This window comes from Streptomyces sp. S.PB5 (genome assembly GCF_030403745.1).
Taxonomy (GTDB): Bacteria; Actinomycetota; Actinomycetes; order Streptomycetales; family Streptomycetaceae; genus Streptomyces.
In genome coordinates, this window is sequence record NZ_JAQMWP010000015.1 from 17,158 (window position 1) to 31,881 (window position 14,724).

Sequence of the window (14,724 nt, forward strand, 5' to 3'; positions counted from 1 at the left end):
GACCGAGCTCATGCCGGTCAAGGTCAGCGTCGTCGTCCCCGTGTACAACCCCGGGGTCTACATCGAGGACTGCATCGCGTCTCTGAAGAGGCAGTCGCTGCCTCCCGACGAGTACGAAGTGATCTTCGTCGACGACGGTTCCACCGACGGAACACCCGGCCGGCTCGATGAGCTCGCCACCGAGGACCCGCGCATGCGGGTGATCCACCAGGAGAACTCCGGCTGGTCGGGCAAGCCCCGCAACGTCGGGATCGCCGCCGCGCAGGGCGAGTTCGTCATGTTCGTCGACAACGACGACTATCTCGGCGACGAGGCGCTGGAGCGGATGCACGACTACGGCGTCGCCAACGGCGCCGATGTGATCGTGGGGAAGATGGCGGGCAAGGGGCGCGGCGTCCCCATCGAGCTGTTCCGCCGCAACCGGCCGCACGCGTCGGTCGAGAACGCGCCGCTGATCGACAGCCTCACGCCCCACAAGATGATCCGCCGGGCCTTCCTCGACGACATCGGGCTGCGCTTCCCCGAGGGCCGTCGGCGCCTGGAGGACCATGTCTTCATCGCGGAGGCGTATCTGCGCGCGAAGAACGTCTCCGTGCTCAGCGACTACGTCTGCTACTACCACCTGAGCCGGGACGACGCCTCCAACGCCGGTTTCCAGCAGTTCGATCCGGTCGGGTACTTCAGGAATCTGCGCGAGGCCCTCGACGTCGTCGAGAAGTACACCGAGCCCGGCGAGGTGCGTGACCGGCTGTTCCGGCGCTGGCTGCGCGTCGAGATGGTCGAGCGGATGCGCGGCAAGAGGTTCTCCAAGTACCCGGACGACTACCGGCGTTCCCTGTTCGCGGAGATCCACGCGGTCGCCGTCGAGCGGTTCGGCCCGGGTGTGGCGGCCGGCCTTCCGCCCGCGCAGCGGGTCGTGGCGGCGCTGATCGCCGCGAACCGGTACGACGATGTCGTCGCCTTCGCCGAGTGGGAGGCCGGTATCGGGCTCAAGGCCGTACCGGAAGCGGTCACCTGGGAGGACGGCACCCTGCGGGTCGGTCTGCGCGCCGAGTTCACCTCGGGCGGCGAGCCCCTGGTGTTCCCCGCCGAGGGCGCCCCGGCGACCGGTGAGCCGCCCCTCGACGCCGCCGAGGCCATCGCCTGGGTCGCGGCCGACTCCGTGACACGGTTCGAGAAGGCCTCGGGTGATCTGATGCTGCGCGACCGCGCCAGCGCCGCCCATCACTTCCAGCCCGTGACGGTCACCCGCGAGACGACCCCGGACGGGGACGGGGTGCGTCTGGTGCTGCGGGTGACGGCGTCGGTCCCCGCAGCCACGCTGGCGGGCGGGGCCGCTCCGGACGCCGGTCTGTGGGACGCGCTCGTACGGGTCCGGCTGGGCGCCTGGACCAAGGAGTGCCGGCTGGGTCCGGCCCCGCTCGACGACCGGCCCGCCCCGCAGGGCGCGCTCGCGGGCGGCCGCACCGTCCTGCCGTACTGGACCCGTCCGCACGGCAACCTCGCCCTCGCGGTGGACCGGACGCCCGAGCGGCTCGGCCTGGACCGGGTCACGCCCGCCGTGGTCACCGTCACCGGCGGGCAGCTGCGTGCCGCCGTCCCGCTGCACGTGGCCGATGACACCAAGGTGGTGCTGCGGCTCGGCTCCGCGACGATCCTCGACGTACCCGCCACCCTGTCCCCCGCGGCGGCCGGACAGGGGTCGGTCCTCGATGCCGAGCTGCCCCTCGCCGAGCTGCGGGGCGCGACCTGGCGGGTGGCACTGAACCCGTTCCCGGACGCGGGCGAGCCCCGCCATCTCGTGCTGCCGTTCGCGCTGCGGGCCCGCGCGGGCACGGTCCGTGCGGTGCGCGCCCCGAACCCCGGCGGTACGCGGCGGCTGGCCCGTCGGGTCCGGCGCGGGCTGGGCAAGGTACTGCGGGCGGCGAAGGCCCGCATCCCGCAGCGCGGGAAGTAGCGGCACGTCGAAGGCGGAGCGGTCCGGGTACCAGGAGGTACCCGGACCGCTCCGCCTGTGCGTACGACTGCCCGGCGGCCGACCGCTCAGCGGCCGGTCGCGAGCGGCTCCAGCGCCTTGCGCAGCGGCGCCCAGCCGCGGGAGCGGCCCACACCCACGTTGCGGGACTTGGTGAGCGCACCCCAGAAGCTCGCTCCCACGAGTTCCTCGGGCTTCACCGCCTTGACGCGCTCGAGGATCGCCTCGGGCACCTTCTGCGGGTCGGGCACCACGTACTCGGCGATGATCTCGTCGTACTTGTCCTTGAGGACCGTGTTGTCCGGGTCGGCGCCGAAGACGATCAGCTGGCCGGTCGGCTGGGTGTCGACCAGGACGGTCACCAGGTCCGGGCGGTACCGGTTGAGGACCTCGATCATCTTGTAGACGTCGCCGGTCCAGGCGTTGGTGTGCCGGTCGCGGGCGGCCTCGTCGATGGTCCGCGGCAGCATGTCGTCGAGGACGATGACGCTGCCCCAGTCCGAGTACTTCTCCACGTTGATGAAGTCGCGCAGCGCGTACTCGAAGAGGTGCATGCCGTCGATGAACGACAGGTCGAGGGTGGTGCGCCGCCAGTAGCCGATGGGGCTGCGGCCGCGGCGCAGGTTGCGCAGCGGGTGGCGGCCGCCCTTGAGGTGGGCCAGCGGGTTGTCGCGGGCGAAGAAGTCGTCGCTGGTGGCCTTCACCAGGTGGACGTCACATCGGATCTCGCTCACGACCTTGAACGCAGGGTCGATCGCGATGCTGGGCACCCGCGACAAGGTGAGACTGCGGCCGTCGTTGACGCCGATCTCCAGGTAGTTGCGGTTCGCGCTGACCTTGTGCAGTTCCCGCAGGAACTCATGGCGTTTCACGGAGGGACTCCTTGCGAATCTCGGGCAGTGCCTCATGCAGGGCGGTGCGCCGGCCACGCGACGGCGACGGAGCGAGCTGCTGCCGTCTGCCGTGTGCGAGGGCGCTGGTTGCGGGGCGGGGCGCGGGCCTCGGGAAGGCCGCACTGCCCACCGGCCGCACCCGGTCGGGGTCGGCCCCGGGGTGCCGGAACACCTCAGGGGCCGGTTCGTACCAGGTGGTCTCGGCGGAGCCGGTGGCGTGGAACATACCCTTCGTGCCCTGGCCGACGCCAGGGCCGAGGGCGGCGATACGGTTCACCACGTCCGCGCTCCGCAGGGGTGTGATCTTGGTGCTCGCAGGGGGCCGGCCGGGCCGCTCCGGCCGCCTCATCCGTGCTCCCGGGCTGCGCGCCGCTTCAGCGGCTCCCACCAGGCGCGGTTCTCCCGGTACCAGGCGACGGTGGCGGCGAGGCCGGCCGTGAAGTCGTGGCGCGGCCGGTAGCCGAGCTCGGTGCGGATCTTGGTCCAGTCGACGCAGTAGCGCAGGTCGTGGCCCTTGCGGTCCTCGACGTACTCGACCCTGTCCCAGCCGGCGCCGCACGCCTTGAGGAGCAGCCCGGTCAGTTCCCGGTTGCTGAGCTCGGTGCCGCCGCCGATGTTGTAGACCTCGCCGGGCCGGCCGGCGGTGCGGACGAGGTCGACGCCCTGGCAGTGGTCGTCGACGTGCAGCCAGTCGCGGACGTTGCGGCCGTCGCCGTAGAGGGGGACCTTCCGGCCGTCGAGGAGGTTGGTGATGAAGAGCGGGACGACCTTCTCGGGGAACTGGTGCGGCCCGTAGTTGTTGGAGCAGCGGGTGACGCGGACGTCCAGGCCGTGGGTGCGATGGTAGGCGAGGGCGAGCAGGTCGGAGGATGCCTTGGAGGCGGAGTACGGCGAGTTCGGTGCCAGGGGGTGGGTCTCGGGCCAGGAGCCCTCGTCGATGGAGCCGTAGACCTCGTCGGTGGAGACGTGCACGAAGGGGCCGGTGCCGTGTCTGAGGGCCGCGTCGAGGAGGGTCTGGGTGCCGACCACGTTGGTCAGGACGAAGTCGGTCGCGCCGCTGATGGAGTGGTCCACATGGGACTCGGCGGCGAAGTGCACGACTTGGTCGGCCTCGGACACCAACTTGTCCACGAGCTCGGCGTCACGGATGTCGCCCTGCACGAACTCCAGGCGGGGATGGTCGAGTTCGAGGTTGTCCAGGGAGCCGGCGTAGGTGAGCTTGTCCAGCACGGTGATCCGCGGCGCGTCGGAGGACTCCGAGGCGAGGAGCCTGCGCACGTACTGGGAGCCGATGAAGCCGGCGGCACCGGTGACGAGGAGGTTCAACGGATCTGCACCTTGCTGTGGTCTCCGAGCACTGGGCGGTGGGCACTGGGTTCGGCGTGACGGCCGATGAGGGAGGACTCTATACGCCCCACGCCCTGGATCAAGGAGTCGCGCAAGACGACGGAGAACTCCCATTCACTGTCCGTGCCACGGCAGTTCAGCAGAGCCTCCGTCCGGTTCACCTTAGCCCCGTTCGTCCGGGGCGCGGCAAGCCGATCGTTTTTGAGGTGCACTCGTACGAGTGGTCAGTCCTCGCCCCTGACGATGTTGGCCTCCGGACCCGGGCCCGCGGCAGCCGCGCTGTCGGATTCCACGACGGCCGGGACCCACGTCCGCACCACGCCCTTGTCCCGCAGACGGCGGGCCCTGGCCCAGCCCGTCTCGGCTCGACGGACGACGGGTTTGTCATCTGTGTACGCGGTCACGACGGTTCATCTTCCTTCTGCGCCACGGAAAGCTTCCCTGCCGGGTACCCGCGCGGGCCACGGTCACCCCTCCAGCGCGACCTCGCTCCACACCTGTTTGCCGCCGCTGACCGGGACCGTCCCCCAGGTGTCGGACATCGCCTCGACGAGGAGGATGCCGCGGCCGCCGGTGGCCTCCCAGCCGATGCTGGTGGCCTTGGCGGGGGTGCGGGGCGAGGAGTCGGCGACGGCGACGCGCAGACGGTGGTTGACGAGGGTGAGGTCGAGGCGGACCCGGCCGTCGGTGTGCACGAGGGCGTTGGTGACGAGTTCGGAGACGATGAGCAGGACGGTGTCGGTGGTGTCGGCGGAGACGCCCCAGGTGCGCAGGGTGCGGCGGGTGAAGCGGCGGGCGTGGCCGACGGCCTGGGGGACGCGCCACACCGTCCAGTTCTCGCGCAGCGGGCGGGAGGCCATGCCGTCGTAGCGCATGAGGAGCAGGGCGACGTCGTCGCTGCGGCGGGCGTTGCCGAGCAGGGCGTCGGCGACGAGTCCGAGGTGGGCGGGGTCGGAGGCGGACAGCTCGTGGGCGAAGCGGTCCATGCCCTCGTCGATGTCGGAGTCGGCGGACTCGACGAGGCCGTCGGTGGTCAGGGCGAGCAGGGTGCCGGGCTGGAGCCGCAGCGGGGTCATCGGGAAGTCCGCCTGCAGGACCACGCCGAGCGGCGGGCCGCCCTCGTCCTCGACGATCTCCGTTGCTCCGTCCGGGTGACGCAGTACCGGCGGGAGGTGTCCCGCGCGCACGCACCAGGCGGAGCCCTCCTCCATGTCGACGTCGACATAGGCGCAGGTGGCGAAGAGGTCGGTCTCCATGTCCACGAGGAGCCGGTTGGCGTGCGAGACGACGACGTCCGGGGGGTGTCCCTCGACGGCGTAGGCGCGCAGGGCGGTGCGCATCTGGCCCATGAGGGTGGCGGCGCCCGCGCTGTGGCCCTGGACGTCGCCGATGACGAGGGCGACGTGGTTGTCGGGGAGCGGGATCACGTCGTACCAGTCGCCGCCGAGTTCCAGCCCTGCGGTGCTCGGCAGATAGCGGGCGACGGCGACCGCGCCGGGGAGTCTGGGCAGGCGGCGGGGCAGGAGCTGGCGCTGGAGCATGCCGACGAGTTCGTGCTCGGCGTCGAAGGCGTGGGCGCGCATCAGGGCCTGCCCGGCGAGGCCGGCGGAGGCGGTGAGCAGGGCGCGTTCGTCGGGGCCGAAGTCGTGCGGGGTGTCCCAGCCGATCAGACAGGCGCCGGCCATGCGGCCCGCGCCGGGCAGCGGCAGGACGGCGAGGCCGCCGGGGCCGACGTCGGCGAGGGCGGGTTCCAGGGTGGTGCCCGCGGGCCAGATGTGGGCGCGGCCCTCGCTCAGGGCGGCGGCGAGGGTGGGCATGGCGCGGACGGGTGCCTCGGGCCACTCGGTGCGCCACTCCAGACGCCACAGCTCGGGCCAGGACTCCGGTTCGGGCGGGTCGAGGACGGTGACGACGAGCCGGTCGCCCTCCAGCTCGGCGAGCGCGATGCGGTCGGCCAGCAGGGGCTTGCGCAGGGCGGCGACCACGGCCTGGCTGACGTCGCGGACGGTGCCGGCGGTGGCGAGGGCGGCGGCGAGGCGCTGGACCCGGGCCACGTCGGTGACGTCGGAGCGCAGCTTGGAGGCGTCGGCGACGGTGCCGACGAGGCGGGCGGACCGGCCTTCGCCGCCGGGCAGGATGCGGCCGCGCAGTCTGAGCCACTTGGGCGGCCCGGTGGGCTGCAGGACGCGGAACTCCAGCTCGCGGTCGCCGATGGACATGTGGTCGGCCTCGACGACCGACATCAGCGAGGGCAGGTCCTCGGGCACGGTGAGGGCGAGCAGGGTCTCGACGCGGCCGTCGAAGTCGTCGCGGCCCATCCGGAACAGTTCCAGGATGTCGGCGCCGACCTCGATGCGGCCGGTGTCCATGGCGAGGCTGAAGGAGTTGGCGGGGAGCTCCTCGCCCTCGGCGGCCCGGGGCTGGACCGGACAGGCGACGGCGTCGGCGATCAGTTCCAGACACTTGCGGTCGTCGTCGTCGAAGCCGCCGGGGTCCTCGCCCACGGCGACCAGACAGGCCCGGCCGTCGTCCCCGTGCGCGGGCAGCACGGCCAGGTGGAAGTCCCGCGCGGGCGCGCGCCGGGCCTCGGCGCAGCCGGCGAGCTCCTCGGGGCCGAGGAACAGCGCGCGGCCGGTGCGCTGGGCTTCGGCGAGCGGGGAGCCGCCGGAGCGCGGGTAGCCGTCGCGCAGCCCGTAGACCGTCCGGGGCACGCCGGCGGACTCGACGAGGCACAGCAGGTCCGCGTCCTCGCCCGGCGCGTACACGGCGGCGAGGGTCGCTCCGGCGAAGACGAGCGCCTGCTCCAGCAGGCGGCGCAGCCGTTCGGGCGAATCGGGACCGTCCGTGAGCGCTTTGAGGGCAACTTCGGCACGCAGCGTTCTCGTTCTGCGTCCCGCAGCGCCCTCACTGACCACGTCCGTCATTACAGCGCTTATACGGCGCCTGCGCAGCCCCTGTGAGCATTCCGTGGAGTGTCTGCGGGGGCAGGGGTCGAAACCCTCCGAACAATTCTTTACGCATGCGTTCCGCACGGTGATCTCGTGACAGACGGGACTGTCCGTGCCCGTCGCCCCGCTGGAAGCTCGATTCCGGGCCACGGAGGGGGACGGAGGGGGACGCATGGACAAGCGGTACGAGGTGTACGCGCTCGCCGACCCGTACTTCTACGAGACGCCGGACCGGCTGTCCGCGGGGGCGGGTGAGGGGGCGCCCCTGTTCGAAACGGCGCGGCGCGCGGTGCCGGGCGGCTGGGAGGCGGCGCGGATCGGCGACTGGCTGGGCCTGACCCCGCTCGGCGCGGACGGCGCCCCGGAGCCCGGACCGGCCCAGGGCTGGAAGATCCACGCCTCGGCCACCCGGGCGAACGCGGACCGGATCGCGGCGATCGTGTGGGACTACTGCGTACCGCGCCGCATCCCGTTCAAGTTCGTCCCCGGACCGCATCTGCTCCACCTGCGCAACACCAAGTACGCCGGGCGCGACACCAGCGGCAAGTTCGTCACGGTCTTCCCGGCGGACGAGGAGCGGCTGCATGTCGTGCTGCGCGAGCTGGGCCGGCTCCTGGAGGGCTTCGAGGGGCCGTACATCCTGACCGACCTGCGGTGGTACGACGGTCCGCTCTACGTCCGCTACGGCGCTTTCGCGCGCACCTTCGTGGTCGACGAGCGGGGGACGCTGGTGCCCGCGGTACGGGACGGCGGGGGGAACCTCGTGCCGGACCGGCGGGCGCCGTCCTTCCAGGTCCCAAAGTGGGTGGAGCTGCCCGCCTTCCTGGAGCCGCATCTGGCGGCACGGAACACCACGACCGTCGGCGACCTGCCGTACCGGATCGAGAAGGCGCTGCACTTCTCCAACGGCGGCGGGGTGTACGCGGGCACCGACACCCGGGACGGCAGCAGGGTCGTGCTGAAGGAGGGGCGGCCGCACGCGGGGCTGGCCGCGGACGGGGCGGACGCCGTGACGCGTCTGGAGCGCGAGAAGTACGCCCTGGAACAGGTGGCCGGGACGGGTGTGGTGCCGGAGGTCCGGGACTGGTTCACGCTCGGCGACCACCGTTTCCTGGTGATGGACTTCCTCCAGGGGCGGCCGCTGAACTCGTTCTTCGCCGAGCGGCATCCGCTGCTCACCCCTGATCCCGATCCGCGGGCCGTGGCGCAGTACACGGCGTGGGCGGTGCGGATCCACCGGGCGGTGGAGCGGGCGGTGGCGGCGGTGCACGCCCGCGGGATCGTCTTCAACGACCTGCACGTCTTCAACATCATGGTCGGGCCGGACGAGGAGTCGGTGTCCCTGCTCGACTTCGAGGCGGCGGCGCCCGTCTCGGAGCAGGGCCGCCAGGTCGTCGCCCACCCCGGCTTCCACGCCCCGCCGGACCGCACGGGCATCGATGTCGACCGCTATGCGCTGGCCTGTCTGCGGCTCGCCCTGTTCCTGCCGGTGACCACGCTGTTCACGGTGGACCGGGGCAAGGCGGCCCATCTCGCCGAAGTGATCACCCGTCAGTTCCCGGACGTGCCACGGGAGTTCCTGGACGAGGCGGTGGCGGAGATCACCCGGGGCACCCCGGCGCGGTCACCGTCCTTCGTCGAGCCCGGGGACTGGCCCTACAGCCGTGACTCCATGGCCAAGGCGATCCTCGCCTCGGCGACCCCGGAGCGCGAGGACCGGCTCTTCCCCGGTGACATCGCGCAGTTCTCCGACGGGGGCGGGCTCGGTCTCGCCCACGGTGCGGCCGGAGTGCTGTACGCGCTGGACGCGGTCGGCGCCGGGCGGTACGAGGAGGGCGAGCGCTGGCTCCTCGCCCGCACCGCGACCCCGCCGCCCGGCACACCGCTCGGGCTGTACGACGGTCTCGCGGGCGTGGCGCACGTCCTGGACCGGCTGGGACACCGGCAGCGCGCCCTCGACCTGATCGGGACGGTCCTCGCCGAACGATGGCAGAAACTCTCCTTCGACCTGCACGGCGGACTGGCCGGACTCGGCCTGGTCCTGGGCGGGTTGGCGGACGCGACCGGCGAGCCGGAGCTGCGGGACCGGGCCGCGGAAGCCGCCGACATCGTCGTACGACGTCTCGCGGAGCCCCCCGTGCAGGCGCCTCGGCGGCGGGCCGGGCTGTTGCGCGGGGCGAGCGGGCCTGCGCTGTTTCTGCTGCGGCAGTACGAACGGACCGGTGAGGAGCGGCTGTTGGCGGCGGCGGGGGTGGCGCTGCGGCGGGATCTGGAGTGCTGTGTGACGCACCCGGGCGGTTCGCTGGAGGTCGACGAAGGGTGGCGGACGCTGCCCTATCTGGGCGAGGGGAGCGTCGGGATCGGGATGGTCCTGGACGACTATCTCGCCCAAGTACCGGATGCGGCGGCGGAGTTCGAGAGGGCCCGGGCCGGGATCCTGACCGCCGCCGGCTTCCGGTTCTACGCACAGCCCGGGCTCTTCCAGGGGCGCGCCGGGATGATCCTGCACCTCGCCCGCACGGGCGCGAGCCAGGAGCGGATCGCCGGGCAGATCGCCGGGCTCGGCTGGTTCGCGATGTCCTACCAGGGCCAACTGGCCTTCCCGGGGCATCAGATGATGCGGCTGTCGATGGACCTGGGCACCGGAACGGCAGGGTGCCTGCTCGCGCTCGGCGCGGCCCTCGACACCGGCGGCGACATCCGACTGCCGTTCCTGCCGCCGCTTCGGCGGCCCCCACAGCGCGGCTGCGCGAACTGACGGAGCCGTGACCCAACCCCGTCCCCACGGGTGGACGACACCGAGGAAAGGAAGACGACATGGCACTTCTCGACCTGCAGGCGATGGAGGCCGAAGAGCACACGGGCGGCGGCGGAGTCAGCAGCCTCAGCGTGCTGTCCTGCATCAGCGCGGCGAGCATCACGCTCTGTCTCTGACGAACACCGTGTGTCCATGGCTCCGGGCGGCCCGATCCCGCGAGGGAGGGGCCGCCCGGGGTCCACGTGCGCCGAGGGGTGAGGGCGGCAGCCGTATGGCAGGAATGGCAGGAATGGCGGGAGACGTCAGGGCGCTTCCGGGGCCGTTCGGTCCGTACCCGGCGCGCTGTGCGGTGCTGTGTCTGGTGAGCACCGCCGCGACGGGGGCCGGGCTGCTGCTGCCGGCCGCGCTGGGGCGTGCGCTGGATCTGCTGCTGGCCGAGGCGCCCGCGACCCGCTGGGTGCTGTACTGCGCCGCACTGGTGCTGTTGCTCGCGGTGCTCGACGCGTGCGAGACCGTGCTGGGCGGCACGGTCGACGCGCGGACCACCGCGTGGCTGCGCCGCCGGCTCACCGGGCATGTCCTGGCCGTCGGTCCACGCGCCGGCGCCCGGTTCGGCACCGGGGACCTGGTCGCACGGCTCGTCGGCAACGCCGCGCAGGCCGGGACGGCGCCGACCGCCCGGGCGGCGCTGCTCGCCGCGCTGGCCGGACCGGTCGGCGGCCTGGTGGCCCTCGTACTGATCGACCCGTGGCTCGCGGCCGTGCTGGTGGCCGGAGCACCGGTGCTGGTCCTGCTGCTGCGGGCCTTCGCCCGGGACACCCGGGAGTGCGTGCACCGCTACCAGGAAGTGCAGGGGCGGATCGCGGGGGCGCTCTCGGAGGCGGTCGGCGGGCATCGCACGATCCGGGCGGCCGGTACGGCGGACCGTGAGGCGGCGCGGATCCTGCGGCCGCTGCCCGAGCTGTCCCGGGCCGGCCACGACATGTGGCGGGTGCAGGGCCGGGCGGCCGGCCGGTCGGTGGCCGTGGCCCCGCTCCTCCAGCTCGGTGTCGTCGCCGTCGCGGGGGTACTGCTCGCGCGGCACCGGCTGACGGTGGGCGAGGTGCTCGCGGCTTCGCGGTACGCGGTGCTGGCCACGGGGGTCGGCGTGCTGGTGGGGCATCTGGCGGGGCTCTCACGCGCGCGGGCGGCGGCCGGGCGCGTGGACGAGGCCCTCGCGGAGCCCCCGATCGGCTACGGGACGCGTCGGCTGCCACCGGGGCCGGGCCGCCTTGAGCTGCGCGGTGTGACGGCGGTGCGCGGCGGACGGACGGTGCTGGACGGGGTGGACCTCGTCGTGCCCGGCGGCACGACGATGGCCGTCGTCGGCCGCTCGGGGGCGGGCAAGTCACTGCTCGCCGCGATCGCCGGGCGCCTCGCCGACCCGGACGCCGGGCAGGTGCTCCTCGACGGCGTACCGCTGCGGGACCTGACCCACGACGAGCTGCGCCGGGCCATCGGCCACGCCTTCGAACGCCCGGCGCTGCTGGGCGGCACGCTGGAGGAGGAGATCGGGCTGGGAATGCCGTCGCCCTCGTCCGCGCGTGTCCGAGAGGCGGCCCGCACGGCCCACGCGGACGACTTCGTGAACCGCCTCCCCGCCGGATACGCCACCCGCTGCGCCGACGCCCCCCGTTCCGGCGGCGAGTCCCAACGTCTGGGCCTCGCCCGGGCCTTCGCCCACGGCGGCCGTCTCCTCGTCCTCGACGACGCGCTGTCCAGCCTGGACACGGTGACGGAGGCGCAGATCACCGGGGCGCTGGTGGGGGGCGACGGGGTGGGCACGCGGCTGCTGATCGCCCATCGGGCGGCCACGGCGGCACGGGCGGATGCGGTGGCCTGGCTGGACGGGGGACGGGTGCGGGCGGTGGGGCGGCACACGGAGCTGTGGGCGACGGCGGGGTACCGGGCGGTGTTCGCGGGCGCGGAGACGCAGACGACAGGCGTGCTCGGAGAACGGCCGAACGGACCGGACGGGCAAGGGCGATGAGCGGCGTGCCCGGTGGGCGGGCCGAGCGGTCCTGGCGTGAGAGGGGCGCGGGCGGTGCGGTCCACCGGCGCGGGCTGCGATTCCTGCGGGACCGGTGGCGGGTCGTCGTGCGGCTCGGCGGGTGGTCGGTGCTGGAGACGGGGCAGACGTTTCTCGTCGGGTACGCGCCCGCCCGCGCGCTGGACGAGGGGTTCCTCGCGGGACGGCCGGGCACGGGGCTGGCGTGGCTCGGGGCGGCCGCCCTCGGTGTCCTCGTCGGGGCGTACGGCACGGTGCGGGTGTACGGGGCGGTCGCCGCGCTGGTGGAGCCGCTCCGGGACCGGCTGGTGGTGCGGGTCGTCGCGCGCGGGGTGCGGGAGGGGGACACCGGGGCGTTGTCCGGGCTCACCCAGCAGGCGGAGATCGCCCGGGACACGTTCGCCGGGCTCGTCATGGTGTCGCGGTCGTTCGTGTTCACGGCCGTCGGCGCGCTCGTCGGCCTCTTCTCGCTCGCCCCGCTGCTCCTGCTGGTCGTGGGGCCGCCGCTGCTGGCGGGGCTTGCGCTGTTCGCGGCGACGCTGCGGCCGCTGGCCCGCCGGCAGGAGGCGTTCCTCGTCGCCGACGAGGCGCTGGCGGAGCGGTACGGGGCCGTCTGCCCGGGGCTGCGGGACATCACGGCGGCCGGTGCGGAGGAAAGGGTCGCCGGCGAGACAGGGCTCCGCATCGACGCCGAGCGCCGGGCCGCGACCTCCCTGGCCCGCTGGGGCGTCCTGCGCGTGGCCTCCCTCGCGATCGGCGGCCATCTGCCGGTCCTGCTCCTGCTCGCCACCGCCCCGTGGCTGCTCGGCCGGGGCGTCACCACCGGCGCCCTGGTCGGCGCGCTCGCCTACGTCACCCAGTCCCTCCTGCCGGCCCTCCACAACCTGATCCACGGTCTGGGCACGAGCGGCTCACGCCTGGTGGTGGTGGTGCGGCGCCTGGTCCGGGAGACGGCGGCGGGGGCCGGGGACACCGGTGAGAGGGCGGCTTCGGGTGACGGCGGGCCGGCCGGGAGGCGCCCGGCGATCGGCGACCCGCCCGAGGGACCGCGCCCGCCCTCCAGCCGGCCGCCGGTGGGACTCGCCCAGCCGTCCGGCCGACCGCAGGCGGGACACGCCAAGCCGTCAGGCGGCCCTCCAGGACCCGCCGACTCACCACCTCACTCCACACGGCACTCCCACTCCACACCGCACTGCACACCCCGCACCGCACCCCAGTCCTGCACACCGCCGAACCCGGCGCCCCGCTCCCCCGCCGCCCTCACCCTCACCTCCGTCACCTTCGCCTACGGCCCCACCGCCGCCCCCGTCCTCGACCGCCTCGACCTCACCCTCCGGCCCGGCGCCCACCTGGCCGTCGTAGGCCCCAGCGGCATCGGGAAGTCCACGCTCACCGCACTGATCGCCGGGCTGCTGGAACCCGGCCACGGCACGATCCGCATCTTCGGACACCCGGCGAGGGGGCCGGAGGCCGTCGCGCGGCGGGTGCTCATCCCGCAGGAGGCGTACGTGTTCACCGGAACCCTCGGTGAGAATCTCGGGCATCTGCGGCCCGACCCCGTGCCCGAGGCGGAGCTGCTCGCCGCGGCCGAGGCGGTGGGCCTCACACCGGTGCTGGACGCGCTCGGCGGTCCCGGCGCCGTCGTCGATCCGGCCGCCCTCTCCGCCGGTGAGCGGCAGCTCGTCGCCCTGACGCGGGCCTATCTGTCGTACGCCCCGCTCGCCCTGCTCGACGAGGCGACCTGTCATCTGGACCCGCGGGCGGAGGAGCGGGCGGAACGGGCGTTCGCCGGGCGGCCCGGCGGCACGCTCGTGGTCGTCGCGCACCGCATCAGCTCCGCCCGCCGCGCCGGGCACGTCCTGGTCATGGACGGGCAGCGGACGGCGTACGGGACGCACGGCGAGCTGATGCGGTGCTCGGACCTCTACCGGGACCTCGTCGGGAGCTGGGCGCCGTCAGAGCCAGCCCTCCCCCTGCGAGATCCGGATCGCGTCGATGCGGTTGCGGGCGCCGGTCTTGCGGGTGATCGCGGCCATGTAGTTGCGCACGGTCCCGTGGGACAGGTGCAGACTCCCGGCGATCTCCGCGACGGAGGCGCCCTCGGCGGCGAGGGATAACACGCTCAGCTCCCGCCGGGTCAGCGGCATCTCGGCGGCCTTGAGGAAGCCGAAGCCGAGCGAGTCGTCGACGAAACGTTTTCCTTCGGCGACCCGCCGGATCCCGCGCACCAGGTGCTCCGGCGCGCCCTCCTTGTCGACATAGCCGAGGGCTCCCGCCTCGACGGCTCGTTTCAGCAGCCCCGGCCGGTTGGCGCTGGCGAGGACGAGCAGGTGTGGCGGCGCTGCCCCGGGCCTGCACGCGCACAGTTCGCGCAGCGGGGGGAGGCCGTACGTGTCCGCGCACTCCAGGTCGGCCGCGCAGACGTCCGGCGCCACGGATCGCAGACGGCCCGGTGCGCTGTGCCAAGGGGCGTCGAAGACGCCCAGGTCCGGCTCCCGGCGCAGCCACTCCGCCAGGACCGATCTGACCAGACACTCGTCGTGCACCAGAAGCACCCGGATCACTGCCCGTCCCTTCGCCTCGCCGTTCGCCGGTTCCGTGGTGAGGAGCGCGTGCCCCATTGTTCGCGTCCCGCACTCTTCCGGGGCGCGAAGAACCGGCCATCAGGGTGCGCGGGGGCGCACATCCGGCGCCCGTACACCGTCCCGCGCTTCGACTGTGGGGGCATGGCCCGGGGCGGAGCGGGTACGCGCGAG

The 14,724-nt window shown here is 73.5% G+C and carries 9 protein-coding genes and 3 pseudogenes; 5 read left to right on the plus strand and 7 right to left on the minus strand.

Features of this window, described 5'->3' with window-relative positions:
* Positions 1 to 10 precede the first annotated feature (10 nt).
* A complete protein-coding gene (locus tag PH203_RS33510; RefSeq protein WP_289924974.1) occupies positions 11 to 1,957 on the plus strand; it encodes a glycosyltransferase family A protein in 1,947 nt (648 codons plus the stop codon).
* A gap of 86 nt (positions 1,958 to 2,043) precedes the next feature.
* Here PH203_RS33510 and PH203_RS33515 read toward each other — a convergent pair whose 3' ends face one another.
* The 6 genes and pseudogenes from PH203_RS33515 to PH203_RS33540 all read right to left on the minus strand — a co-directional run bounded on the left by PH203_RS33515 (position 2,044) and on the right by PH203_RS33540 (position 7,130).
* Positions 2,044 to 2,847 (minus strand): class I SAM-dependent methyltransferase, encoded by an 804-nt coding sequence (locus tag PH203_RS33515; RefSeq protein WP_289924976.1) that lies wholly within the window; start codon positions 2,845 to 2,847, stop codon positions 2,044 to 2,046.
* A pseudogene (locus PH203_RS33520) lies at positions 2,834 to 3,157 on the minus strand (sugar nucleotide-binding protein); the annotation flags it as partial. The pseudogene PH203_RS33520 and the gene PH203_RS33515, both read right to left, overlap by 14 nt.
* 56 nt (positions 3,158 to 3,213) lie before the next feature.
* Positions 3,214 to 4,194 (minus strand): dTDP-glucose 4,6-dehydratase, encoded by a 981-nt coding sequence (gene rfbB, locus PH203_RS33525; RefSeq protein WP_289924979.1) that lies wholly within the window; start codon positions 4,192 to 4,194, stop codon positions 3,214 to 3,216.
* Positions 4,191 to 4,352: pseudogene (locus PH203_RS33530) on the minus strand (glucose-1-phosphate thymidylyltransferase); the annotation flags it as partial. The gene rfbB and the pseudogene PH203_RS33530, both read right to left, overlap by 4 nt.
* Positions 4,353 to 4,439: 87 nt before the next feature.
* A complete protein-coding gene (locus PH203_RS33535; protein WP_289924981.1) occupies positions 4,440 to 4,619 on the minus strand; it encodes a hypothetical protein in 180 nt (59 codons plus the stop codon).
* Between the two features lie 63 nt (positions 4,620 to 4,682).
* Positions 4,683 to 7,130 (minus strand): SpoIIE family protein phosphatase, encoded by a 2,448-nt coding sequence (locus PH203_RS33540; protein ID WP_289925312.1) that lies wholly within the window; start codon positions 7,128 to 7,130, stop codon positions 4,683 to 4,685.
* A gap of 205 nt (positions 7,131 to 7,335) precedes the next feature.
* Here PH203_RS33540 and lanKC point away from each other — a divergent pair, with 205 nt between their 5' ends.
* The 4 genes from lanKC (at position 7,336) to PH203_RS49760 (ending at position 14,085) form a co-directional block, all read left to right on the plus strand.
* Positions 7,336 to 9,921, plus strand: coding sequence for a class III lanthionine synthetase LanKC (lanKC, locus tag PH203_RS33545; RefSeq protein ID WP_289924983.1), 2,586 nt, complete (start codon positions 7,336 to 7,338; stop codon positions 9,919 to 9,921).
* Between the two features lie 59 nt (positions 9,922 to 9,980).
* A complete protein-coding gene (locus tag PH203_RS33550; protein WP_289924984.1) occupies positions 9,981 to 10,097 on the plus strand; it encodes a SapB/AmfS family lanthipeptide in 117 nt (38 codons plus the stop codon).
* A 113-nt stretch (positions 10,098 to 10,210) separates the two neighbouring features.
* The gene (locus tag PH203_RS33555; RefSeq protein ID WP_289924985.1) at positions 10,211 to 11,950 is read left to right on the plus strand and encodes an ABC transporter ATP-binding protein; all 1,740 of its coding nucleotides are present in this window, start codon (positions 10,211 to 10,213) and stop codon (positions 11,948 to 11,950) included.
* Positions 11,947 to 14,085 carry an ABC transporter ATP-binding protein gene (locus PH203_RS49760; protein WP_354671287.1) on the plus strand — a complete coding sequence of 713 codons (2,139 nt, stop codon included), beginning with the start codon at positions 11,947 to 11,949 and terminating at the stop codon, positions 14,083 to 14,085. The genes PH203_RS33555 and PH203_RS49760 overlap by 4 nt, the downstream gene beginning before the upstream one ends.
* Here PH203_RS49760 and PH203_RS33565 read toward each other — a convergent pair.
* Positions 14,008 to 14,589 (minus strand): annotated as a pseudogene (locus PH203_RS33565) (response regulator transcription factor); the annotation flags it as partial. The gene PH203_RS49760 and the pseudogene PH203_RS33565 overlap by 78 nt on opposite strands.
* Positions 14,590 to 14,724 lie beyond the last annotated feature (135 nt).